General features: G+C 60.5%; 8 protein-coding genes. 2 read left to right on the plus strand and 6 right to left on the minus strand.

What is annotated here, in order from left to right; genetic code table 11:
• Positions 1 to 77: 77 nt before the first annotated feature.
• The 3 genes from betA to betI all read right to left on the minus strand — a co-directional run bounded on the left by betA (position 78) and on the right by betI (position 4,088).
• A complete protein-coding gene (betA, locus tag KL786_RS28730; RefSeq protein WP_215519760.1) occupies positions 78 to 1,778 on the minus strand; it encodes a choline dehydrogenase in 1,701 nt (566 codons plus the stop codon).
• Between the two features lie 132 nt (positions 1,779 to 1,910).
• Positions 1,911 to 3,383 (minus strand): betaine-aldehyde dehydrogenase, encoded by a 1,473-nt coding sequence (betB, locus tag KL786_RS28735; protein WP_029300682.1) that lies wholly within the window; start codon positions 3,381 to 3,383, stop codon positions 1,911 to 1,913.
• 111 nt (positions 3,384 to 3,494) lie between these two features.
• Complete coding sequence (gene betI, locus KL786_RS28740) at positions 3,495 to 4,088, minus strand: transcriptional regulator BetI (protein ID WP_032858683.1); 594 nt, start codon at positions 4,086 to 4,088, stop codon at positions 3,495 to 3,497.
• A gap of 378 nt (positions 4,089 to 4,466) precedes the next feature.
• Here betI and KL786_RS28745 point away from each other — a divergent pair, with 378 nt between their 5' ends.
• Entirely contained in the window at positions 4,467 to 6,404 is a 1,938-nt protein-coding gene (locus KL786_RS28745) for a BCCT family transporter (protein ID WP_353844687.1), read from the plus strand.
• 96 nt (positions 6,405 to 6,500) lie between these two features.
• On the opposite strand, the gene choV is transcribed toward KL786_RS28745, so the two are convergent.
• The 3 genes from choV to KL786_RS28760 all read right to left on the minus strand — a co-directional run bounded on the left by choV (position 6,501) and on the right by KL786_RS28760 (position 9,536).
• Positions 6,501 to 7,679, minus strand: a complete 1,179-nt coding sequence (choV, locus tag KL786_RS28750) for a choline ABC transporter ATP-binding protein (RefSeq protein WP_215519762.1) — start codon at positions 7,677 to 7,679, stop codon at positions 6,501 to 6,503.
• On the minus strand, positions 7,676 to 8,521 hold the full coding sequence (gene choW, locus KL786_RS28755; protein ID WP_032858679.1) for a choline ABC transporter permease subunit: 846 nt from the start codon (positions 8,519 to 8,521) through the stop codon (positions 7,676 to 7,678). Before choW ends, choV begins: the two co-directional genes overlap by 4 nt.
• A gap of 67 nt (positions 8,522 to 8,588) precedes the next feature.
• A complete protein-coding gene (locus KL786_RS28760; protein WP_215519763.1) occupies positions 8,589 to 9,536 on the minus strand; it encodes a choline ABC transporter substrate-binding protein in 948 nt (315 codons plus the stop codon).
• A 416-nt stretch (positions 9,537 to 9,952) separates the two neighbouring features.
• Between KL786_RS28760 and KL786_RS28765 the strand changes: the two genes are divergently transcribed.
• On the plus strand, positions 9,953 to 11,329 hold the full coding sequence (locus tag KL786_RS28765; RefSeq protein ID WP_215519764.1) for an L-serine ammonia-lyase: 1,377 nt from the start codon (positions 9,953 to 9,955) through the stop codon (positions 11,327 to 11,329).
• Positions 11,330 to 11,415: the final 86 nt, after the last annotated feature.

Below are 11,415 nucleotides of genomic sequence, written 5' to 3' on the forward strand. Positions count from 1 at the left end.
AAACTGTCCAACTTTTCGGGGGCAGTCCAAAATGTGGGAGCGGGCTTGCCCGCGAAAGGGGCGCCGCGGTGTAACGATTACTGCGCGCTAGGACCCACTTCACGCAACGGCTTGCCACGCACAGGCGCATCGCCGGCCACGTAGTAGTCAGCAGTGCTGCGCGGCAACTGGCGGCCACGGATCTTGTCGGCGATTTTCTCGGCGATCATGATCGTTGGCGCGTTGAGGTTACCGGTGGTGATGATCGGCATGATCGACGCATCGACCACTCGCAGGCCCTGCATGCCATGCACGCGACCTTCGCCATCGACCACGGCCATCTCGTCGGTGCCCATCTTGCACGAGCAGGACGGGTGGAACGCGGTTTCGGCATGCTCGCGGATGAACGTGTCCAGTTGCTCGTCGGTTTGCACTTCGATGCCCGGGCTGATTTCGCGGCCACGGTACTGGTCCAGTGCCGGCTGCTGCATGATTTCACGGGTCAGGCGGATGCCATCACGGAACTCCTGCCAGTCCTGCTCGGTGGCCATGTAGTTGAAGAGGATGCTCGGGTAGTCCCGTGGGTTCTTCGACTTCAGTTGGATGCGACCACGGCTCGGCGAACGCATGGAGCCCATGTGTGCCTGGAAACCGTGCTCTTTCACACCGTTGCTGCCGTTGTAGTTAATCGCTACCGGCAGGAAGTGGTACTGGATGTTCGGCCATTCGAACTCTTCACGGGTACGGATAAAACCGCCCGCTTCGAACTGGTTGCTGGCGCCGATGCCGGTGCCGTTGAACAGCCACTCGGCACCGATAGCCGGTTGGTTGTACCAGAGCAGCGACGGGTACAACGAGACCGGTTGGGTGCACGCGTATTGCAGGTACAGTTCCAGGTGGTCCTGCAGGTTTTCGCCGACGCCTGGCAGGTCATGGACCACCGGGATGTCGAGGCTTTCCAGCAGTTTGGCCGGACCTACACCGGAGCGTTGCAGCAGTTGCGGCGACGCGATTGCACCGCTGCACACCAGGACTTCCTTGCGAGCACGGGCTTCAACACGTTCTTCGGCGGCACCGATCAGGTAACGCACGCCGACTGCACGCTTGCCTTCGAACAACACTTTGTCGGTCAGGGCATGGGTGACGATGGTCAGGGTCGAACGCTTCTTGGCAGTGTCCAGGTAGCCACGGGCGGTACTGGCGCGACGGCCGTTCGGCGTGACGGTACGGTCCATCGGGCCGAAGCCTTCCTGCTGGTAGCCGTTCAAGTCTTCGGTGCGCGGGTAACCGGCCTGCACGCCGGCTTCAACCATGGCGTGGAACAGCGGGTTGTTGCCGGCCTTGGGCGTGGTCACGCTGACCGGGCCTTCGCCACCGTGGTAATCGTTAGGGCCGATGTCGCGGGTTTCGGCCTTGCGGAAATACGGCAGGCAGTCCAGATAGCTCCAGTTTTCCAGGCCTGGCAGTTTGGCCCAGCCGTCGTAGTCCATGGCGTTGCCACGGATGTAGCACATGCCGTTGATCAGCGACGAGCCACCCAGGCCCTTGCCGCGACCACATTCCATGCGGCGCCCATCCATGTGTGGCTCTGGATCGGTTTCGTAGGCCCAGTTGTAGCGGCGGCCTTGCAGCGGGAACGCCAGGGCGGCAGGCATCTGGGTACGGAAATCGAGGCGGTAGTCCGGGCCGCCGGCTTCCAGCAGCAGGACGGTGACGCCTTCGTCTTCGGTCAGACGGGTCGCCAGGGTGTTACCGGCAGAGCCGGCACCCACAATGATGTAGTCGTATTCTTGGGACATAAATGCACCCTCTTTGGAGATGGTCAGGTCGGGCTCCATCGCGGGCAAGCCCGCTCCCACAGGGGAACGCATTCCAATGTGGGAGCTGGCTTGCCTGCGATGGCGGCCTCGCAGGCAATACAGAACTCGGGTTTAGAACACCGAGGCGTAGTCGCCCAGCTCAACCTGTACCGATTTGATGCGGGTGAAGTTGTTCAGCGAGCTGATCCCGTTCTCACGGCCAACACCCGACTGCTTGTAGCCGCCAACCGGCATCTTGGCGTCGGACTCGCCCCAGGCGTTGATCCAGCAGATACCCGCTTCGAGCTGATGAATCACGCGGTGGGCGCGGTTCAGATCCTTGGTGACCAGGCCAGCAGCCAGGCCGAAGTCGGTGTCGTTGGCACGACGGATCACTTCTTCTTCAGTCTCGTAGGTGAGGATGCTCATCACTGGGCCGAAGATCTCTTCACGCACGATGGTCATTTCGTCGGTGCAGTCAGTGAACACCGTCGGTGCAACGAATGCGCCCTTGGCGAAGTCGCCAGCGGTCAGGCGGTCGCCGCCGCACAGCAGGCGTGCGCCTTCTTCTTTGCCTTTGGCGATGTAGCCCAGCACGCTTTCCATGTGGGCGAAGCTGACCAGCGGGCCGAAGTTGGTGTTTTCGTCTTCCGGGTTGCCGACGCGGATGCGCGCAACACGTTCGACGATCTTGGCTTCAAAGGCGGCTTGCAGGTGCTTTGGAATAAACACGCGAGTGCCGTTGGTGCAGACCTGGCCGGAGCTGTAGAAGTTGGCCATCATCGCGGTGTCGGCGGCGCGATCGAGGTCGGCGTCGTCGAAAATGATCAGCGGGGATTTGCCGCCCAGTTCCATGGTCACGTCTTTGAGCGAGGAACTCGAAGCGCTGGCCATGACCTTCTTGCCGGTGTCGGTGCCGCCGGTGAAGGAGATTTTCTCGATGCGTGGGTGCTCGGTCAGCCAGGTGCCGACTTCACGGCCGCTGCCGGTCAGGACGTTGAACACACCGTCCGGAACACCGGCTTCGGTGTAGATCTCGGCCAGTTTCAGGGTGGTCAGCGACGTCACTTCACTTGGCTTGAAGATCATTGCGTTGCCGGCAGCCAGGGCTGGGGCGGACTTCCACAGGGCGATCTGGATCGGGTAGTTCCACGCGCCGATGCCGGCGACCACGCCCAGCGGCTCGCGGCGGGTGTAGACGAACGAGGTGGTGCGCAGCGGGATCTGCTCGCCTTCGATGGCAGGCACCAGGCCGGCGTAGTACTCCAGCACGTCGGCGCCGGTAACGATGTCGACGTACTTGGTTTCGGAGAAGGATTTACCAGTGTCCAGGGTTTCCAGGGCAGCCAGTTCGTCGTTGCGCTCGCGCAGGATTTCCACGGCGCGACGCAGGATGCGCGAACGCTCCATGGCGGTCATGGCGGCCCAGATTTTCTGGCCCTTTTCGGCGCTGACCACGGCACGTTCGACGTCTTCGAAAGTGGCGCGTTGCACGTTGGCGAGAACTTCACCGTTAGCCGGGTTGATGGCTTCGAAGGTGGCATCGCTGCCAGCGTCGCTGTAGCCGCCGTCAATGTAGAGTTTTTGCAGTTCGAAACGGGCCATAAAGTCCTCGCAAGTGCATAAGTGGTTGGCGTTAACCACTGAAGGGTGCAGCCATAAGGTTCTGGCAACACCGCTCAGCAGCAGTTCAGGGGTTGAGCGTTTATGTGTGCTCTAACTCACCTGCTTGGCCAATTGGAAATCCATGTATTCGTAAGCGATCCGTTGCGCCTGCTCCGTGTCGAAAGCGTCTCCCGACAGGGCGCCGCGCAACCACAAACCGTCGATCAGGGCCGCCAGGCCTCGGGCTGCGCTGCGTGCATCTTCCAGCGGCAGCACACGGCGGAACTGGCAGCACAGGTTGGAATACAGGCGGTGATCGTTGATCCGCTGCAACCTGTGCAAAGACGGGTGGTGCATGCTGGTAGCCCAGAAGGCCAGCCAGGTTTTCATTGCCGGGCCGTTGACCTGGCTGGCGTCGAAGTTGCCGCCAATAATCACTTGAAGGTGCGCCCGGGGGCTGTCTTCCTTCAATGCCTGCCGGCGTTCGTGGACGTTCTCGATCAGCACATTCATCAGGTACCGCATCGTTGCGGCGATCAGGCCATTCTTGTCCTGAAAGTAGTGACTGATGATGCCGTTCGAGACTCCGGCCAGACGGGCGATCAGCGCAATGCTGGCATCTCCCATCCCTACCTGATCGATGGCCGTCAATGTGGCTTCGATCAACTGCTGGCGGCGTATGGGTTGCATACCGACCTTGGGCATGTAGCACCTCTCCTTAGGCCTGCCGACGGGCGTAAACGTTCGTCGGCTTGAGGGCCAGTCTATTTTGTTTTGATTGAACGTTCAATCAACAAAGAATAAGATCTGCGACAAATGGTCGCTGCCTACAGGTATTTCCTACATGTAGGCAGACGCATCTGACATCCGCAAAAACCCTTGAAACAGCCCATGACAGCGCGTCGCTGGGGTTCGAGGATTTTCGGGATGTCTTTATAACACCCGTCCGTCGACTGCCGAAAAATCGATGGCGCGGGTCAAGCGCTGCCTTGTGTCCTCTCTCGCACTGCCCGGAGCCTCTGTGCCATGAGTTCTGCCTCTCTTATAAAGACCCCACCGGAAAAGGTGCGGGTCAACGGTTGGGTGTTCTACACCTCCACCGCGTTGATCCTGTTGTTGACTGCCATTCTGATCATCGCCCCGCAAGAGGCCGGCAGAATGCTGGGAATCGCCCAGACCTGGCTCTCGAAAAGCTTTGGCTGGTACTACATGGTGGTCATCGCCGCCTACCTGGTATTCGTGGTGGGCCTGGCGTTTTCCTCCTACGGCAAATTGAAACTGGGCAGCAAGGCCGATACCCCGGACTTCAGCTACGGCGCCTGGGCCGGCATGTTGTTCTCTTCGGGCATCGGCATTTCGTTGCTGTACTTCGGCGCGTCCGAGCCGTTGGACCACTACTTCAACCCGCCTGAAGGCGCCGCCGCCACCCATATGGCCGCGCGCCAGGCGTTGCAGTTGACCTTCCTGCACTGGGGCCTGCATGGCTGGGCGATCTATGCGCTGGTCGGCCTGGCCGTGGCGTACTTCGCCTACCGGCATAACCAGCCACTGGCGCTGCGTTCGGCGCTGTACCCATTGATGGGCGAGCGTTGGGTCAAAGGCGCGGCCGGTCACGCGGTGGATGGCTTCGGCATGTTCGTGACCCTGCTGGGCCTGGTGACGAACCTGGGGATTGGCTCGATGCAAGTGTCGTCCGGGTTGGAAAACCTGTTCGGCATGGAGCACAGCAACACCAACCTGCTGATCGTGATTATCGTGATGAGCACCGTGGCGACCATCGCTGCCGTGTCGGGTGTGGAGAACGGCATTCGCCGCCTGTCCAACCTCAACATCGTGTTGTTCAGCGGCCTGCTGATTTTCGTGCTGCTGTTTGGCCCGACCCTGCACCTGCTCAACGGCTTTGTGCAGAACATCGGCGACTACATGAACGGCCTGGTGCTCAAGACCTTCGACCTGTACGTGTACGAAGGCGATGGCGAGAAATCCGAGCGCTGGATGGGCCTGTGGACCCTGTTCTACTGGGCCTGGTGGATTTCCTGGGCACCATTCGTGGGCATGTTCATCGCGCGTATTTCCCGTGGCCGTACCGTACGTGAGCTGGTGGCGGGCGTACTGCTGATTCCGCTGGGCTTTACCCTGGCGTGGCTGTCGATCTTCGGCAACTCGGCCCTGGACCTGGTGCTCAACCATGGGGCCGTGGAGCTGGGCAAGACCGCGCTGGAGCAACCCTCCATGGCGATCTACCAGTTGCTGGAATACTACCCGGCGTCGAAAGTGGTGATCGGCGTGTCGATCTTTGTCGGCTTTGTGCTGTTCCTGACGCCGGCGGATTCCGGCGCGGTGATGATGGCCAACCTGTCGTGCAAAGGCGGCAACGTGGATGAGGATGCGCCGCACTGGCTGCGGATCTTCTGGTCGGCGGTGATCACCCTGGTGACTATCGGCCTGCTGTTTGCCGGCAACTTCGAAGCCATGCAAACCATGGTGGTGCTGGCGGGCTTGCCGTTCTCGGTGGTGCTGATCTTCTTTATGTTCGGTTTGCACAAGGCCATGCGCCAGGACGTGGCCATCGAACAGGAGCAGGCGCAATTGGCCGAACGCGGCCGTCGTGGTTTCAGCGAGCGCCTGACTGCCCAGGACCTGCAACCGAGCCAGGCTGTGGTGCAGCGCTTCATGGACAAGAAGGTCACCCCGGCGCTGGAAGAAGCGGCCGTGGCATTGCGCGCCCAAGGGCTGGATGTGCAGACGCTGCTGGGTAAATCCAAGCGCTGCATCGGCGTGCGGATCGAGATGGAAGGCAACCCGTTTGTCTACGAGGTGAGCCTGGATGGCTACCTGGCGGCGCCGAGTGAGTCGATCGAGGCGCAGGAGGAGCGTGCGCGCTACTACCGTGCCGAGGTCTACCTGCACAACGGCGGTCAGGAATACGACCTGATGGGCTTCACCCAGGAACAGATCACCCGGGATGTGCTCGATCAGTTTGAAAGCCATCGGCAGCTCCTTGGCCGTGTCTATAGCTGATAAAAGCCGGCGGTGTCGTCACTGACACCGCCTGTTCAAACTTGGCAATGCGGTCAAATGTAGGAGCGAGCAAGCTCGCTCCTACAAAAAGCCTTATTAGCCCAGGTTCTTGCCCAGCAGGGCATGGTACAGCTCGCTGTCCCCCAGAATCCCCACCACCTTGTTGTTGTCGTGCAGCACCAGCTTGTTGCCGGTCTGGTAGCGAATCTGCAACGCATCACGCATGCCGATGTTCGAATCCACCAAGGTCGGCAGCCGCTCCAAACCTTCCACGGCTTGCCCCGGCGCCCAGTTCTGCAGGTTCATCACCGCGCCATTTTGCCGTGCGCCCTGGATGGTGTTGCCTTCGGCCAGGTCCAGCCACGAGTCGCCGCCCGGGTCCAGGCACACCGAACCATTGACCCGCTTGCAGTTGTCCAGCGTGCGCATCAGGCTGCGGCCGCAGAGCACGTTCAGTGGGTTGGTATGGGCGACGAAGGTGCGCACATAGTCATCCGCCGGGTTCAGCACGATCTCTTCCGGCACGCTGTACTGGATGATCTTGCCGTCTTTCATGATCGCAATCCGGCTGCCCAGCTTGAGTGCCTCGTCGAGGTCGTGGCTGACGAACACGATGGTCTTGCTCAGCTTGCGTTGCAGCTCCAGCAGTTCATCCTGCAGGCCTTGGCGGATCAGCGGGTCGAGGGCCGAGAACGGTTCGTCCATCAGCAGGATGTCGGCGTCCATCGCCAGTGCGCGGGCCAGGCCGACGCGCTGTTGCATGCCGCCAGACAGCTCGTCGGGCTTCTTGTTGCGCCATTGGGTCAGGCCCACCAGCTCCAGTTTTTCGTCCACCAGTTTGCGCCGCTCCTTTTCAGGACGGCCCTGCATCTCCAGGCCAAAGCTGATGTTTTCACGCACGGTCAGCCAGGGCATCAGGGCGAACTTCTGGAACACCATGGCGATACGCTTGGTGCGCATCATTTTCAGCTCGGCCGGCGTGCATGAGGCGATGTCGATCTGGCGACCTTCATGCTCCACAAACAACTGGCCACGGCTCACGGTGTTAAGGCCGTTGATGCAGCGCAACAGGCTCGATTTGCCGGAGCCCGACAAACCCATCAGCACGCAGATCTCGCCTTTCTCGATATCCAGGCTGGCTTTTTCCACGCCGACAATCTGCCCGGTCTTTTTCAGGATTTCGTTGCGGTGCATCCCCTCATCCAACAGCTTGAGGGCTTCGCGTGGGTCTTTGGAGAAGATCACATCGACATTGTCGAATCGGATAATGCTCATGCATCACCCCCTACTTTGGCGTCGGGTTGTTTGCAGATGCGGTCGAGCATGATGGCCAGCAGCACAATCGCCAGGCCCGCTTCAAAGCCCAGGGCAATGTCGGCGGTGTTCAGCGCGTTGACCACAGGTTTACCGAGGCCATCGGCGCCCACCAGGGCCGCGATCACCACCATCGACAACGACAGCATGATGCATTGGGTAATGCCGGCAGCGATGCTCGGCATGGCGTGGGGCAGTTCGATGCGCGAGAGCAACTGGCGACGGGAGCAGCCAAAGGCCTTGCCGGCGTCCATCAGCTCCTGGGGTACATCGCGGATGCCCAGGTAGGTCAGGCGGATCGGCGCGGCAATCGCGAACACCACCGTGGAGATCAGGCCGGGCACCACACCCAGCCCGAAGAGGGTCAGGGTCGGGATGAGGTAGACGAAGGTCGGCACGGTCTGCATCAGATCGAGTACCGGGCGCATCATCGTATAGAACATCGGCTTGTGCGCGGCAACAATGCCCAGCGGCACGCCGATGACCACGCAGACCAGGGTGGCGAACAGCACCTGGGCCAGGGTCTCCATGGTTTCCTGCCAGTACCCCAGGTTGAGGATCAGCAGGAAGGAGGCGATGACAAACACGGTCAGGCCCCATTTACGTTGAATGTAGTGAGCAAGCAGCGCAATCAGACCGATCAATGCCAGCGGATTGAACCAGGTCAGCGCGAACGTCACGCCGTGGATCATCGTTTCCAGTGTCGATGCGATCGCGTCGAAGTAATCGGCGCCGTTCTGCGTCAACCATTCGACGAAGGCAGCGATGTACTGGCCTAGTGGGATTTTCTGTTCAGTCAGCATGGTAGTGAATGTCCACATGCGAAAAGGAAAAACATCCCGGGCCGGCACGCCGGCCCGGGGTCAGCGGTTACTTGTCGAGATAGGCTTTTACGGCGGCAAGTCCTGGTTTGCCATCAAGGGTGGTGACCCCGGCGAGCCAGGTGTCGAGCACTTGCGGGTTCTTCTTCAGCCAGGCCTTGGCGGCGGCGTCGGGTTTCATCTTGTCGTCGAGGACGTTACCCATCAGGGTGCTTTCCATGTCCAGGGTGAACACCAGGTTTTTCAGCAACTGGCCCACGTTGCTGCATTCCTCGGAGTAGCCCTTGCGGGTGTTGGTGTAGATGGTGGCCTGGCCGTAGTTGGGGCCGAATGAATCGTCACCTCCGGTCAGGTATTTCATCTTGAAGCGGGTGTTCATCGGGTGTGGTTCCCAGCCCAGGAACACAATGGCCTGCCCACGTTTGGTGGCACGTTCCACTTGCGAGAGCATCCCGGCTTCGCTGGATTCGACCACCTTGAAGCCTGCGTCTTTCAAGCCGAACTGATTCTTGTCGATCACGCTCTGGATGGTGCGGTTGCCGTCGTTGCCAGGCTCGATGCCGTAGATCTTGCCACCCAGCTCATCCTTGAACTTGGCGATATCGGCGAAGTCTTTCAGGCCCTTGTCGTACAGCGCTTGTGGCACTGCCAGGGTGTACTTGGCGTTTTCCAGGTTGGCGCGCACGGTTTCCACGGTGCCGGCATCACGGTACTGCTTGATGTCGTTTTCCATGGTCGGCATCCAGTTGCCGAGGAAGATGTCCATGTTCTTGCCGTCGGCCAGGGACTTATAGGTCACGGGTACGGAAATCATCGTGGTACGAGGCTTGTAGCCCAGGCCCTTGAGGACTTCGCTGGTGGTGGCGGTGGTGACGGTGATATCGGTCCAGCCGACATCGGAGAAGTTGACGGTACTGCACTGCTCAGGGTCAGCAGCGTGGGCCGCAAGGGGAAGACTCAGCATGGCGGCCAACAACAACGGGGGGGAACCTTTCATGGGTTTGGACTCCTGGTGTTTTTCCGGCGGTGCTTGACCGCGCTTATAAGTGTTGCAGTTGGGGCGTGCGAGCTCTGCGCAGCCTCGATGCCTTGCAAACGAGTCGAGACTGATCATGTACCAGTGAAAATCTGACGCCTACAGGGTGGGTCGTATCCAGTACAGGGATGGTCGTATCCAGTGTCGGTGACGTCGCTTACAGGTTTTTCCACGGGCAAAACTGCACTTTTTCTCGATCTGCTCCGCAAAAAACGGCGATTACGCCCCATTGCATGAGGACGACGCTGTTGAGCATGGGTGCGTCGGTGTGAGACGCCGGACGGCGCTGTAAAAGCTTGATGATGCCGCCATCTGGGCGACTTGAGCGTAGCAGCTGTATCGCGCCTGGCCTGTGCTCATCGAGGAGTTTCGCGGCAATGGCTATCAGCGTTTTCGACCTGTTCAAAATCGGCATCGGGCCGTCCAGCTCCCATACTGTGGGCCCCATGCGCGCTGCCGCACTGTTCGTTCAAGACCTGCGTGAGCGTGGCCTGCTGGAGCAAGTGCAGCGGGTCGAAGTGCAGCTGTATGGCTCGTTGTCCGCCACCGGCATCGGCCATGGCAGCGACAACGCGGTCATCATGGGATTGATGGGCGAGTGGCCGGATGCAATCGATCCGTCGCAGATCGGCCAGCGTATCGAGACCCTGCGTGAGACCAGCACGTTGTTGCTGGACAACCGTTTGCCAGTCCCCTTCCTGTGGTCGCGGGACATGCGCCTGATCGACGAAAACCTGCCGTTCCACCCCAATGCCATGACCCTGGTGGTGTACGGCGCCCAGACCGAGTTGCACCGCGATACCTATTATTCGGTGGGTGGCGGTTTTGTGGTGGATGAAGCGCAGGCGCGCAGTGGCGTGGCCGATATGGACCGCACCGAACTGCCCTATGATTTTTCCAGCGCGGCGCAGTTGTTGCAGTTATGCAAGACCCACAACCTGCGCGTTGCTGACCTGATGCTGGCCAACGAAAAGGTATGGCGCCCGGAAGAAGAAATCCGCAGTGGCCTGATGAAACTCTGGCGTGCCATGCAGGACTGTGTCGAACAGGGCCTCAAGCACGAAGGCATCTTGCCCGGCGGCTTGAATGTGCGGCGGCGGGCCGCCAAGTTGCATCGCAGCCTGCAGGAATTGGGCAAGCCGAATGTGATCGGCTCGACCTTGAGCGCCATGGAATGGGTCAACCTGTTCGCCCTGGCCGTCAACGAAGAAAACGCCGCCGGTGGGCGCATGGTCACGGCGCCGACCAACGGCGCGGCGGGGATCATCCCGGCGGTGCTGCACTACTTTATGAAATTCAGTGAGCAAGTCACCGAGGCCAATGTGGTGGATTACTTCCTCGGCGCGGCGGCGATCGGGATCCTGTGTAAAAAGAACGCCTCGATCTCCGGTGCCGAAGTCGGATGCCAGGGCGAAGTCGGCTCGGCCTGCGCCATGGCGGCGGCGGGTCTGGCGGAGATTCTGGGTGCCAGCCCGGAGCAGGTGTGCAACGCCGCAGAAATCGGCCTGGAACACAACCTGGGCCTGACCTGCGACCCGGTGGGCGGCCTGGTGCAAGTGCCCTGCATCGAGCGCAACGCGATAGCGGCGGTCAAGGCGATCAATGCGGCGCAGATGGCCTTGCGTGGCGATGGCCAGCACTTTATTTCCCTGGACCGGGTGATCCGCACCATGCGTGATACCGGGGCGGATATGCATGACAAGTACAAGGAGACATCGCGGGGTGGGTTGGCGGTGAGTGCTGTGGAGTGTTGAGTCAGTGATACCGAGTTGCCTGTATTCGCGAGCAAGCCCGCTCCCACATTTTGGACTGCCCCCAAGAAGTTGGACACCAATCCAAT

The sequence above is a fragment of the Pseudomonas sp. TAE6080 genome (assembly GCF_018732265.1).
Classification (GTDB): domain Bacteria; phylum Pseudomonadota; class Gammaproteobacteria; order Pseudomonadales; family Pseudomonadaceae; genus Aquipseudomonas; species Aquipseudomonas brenneri.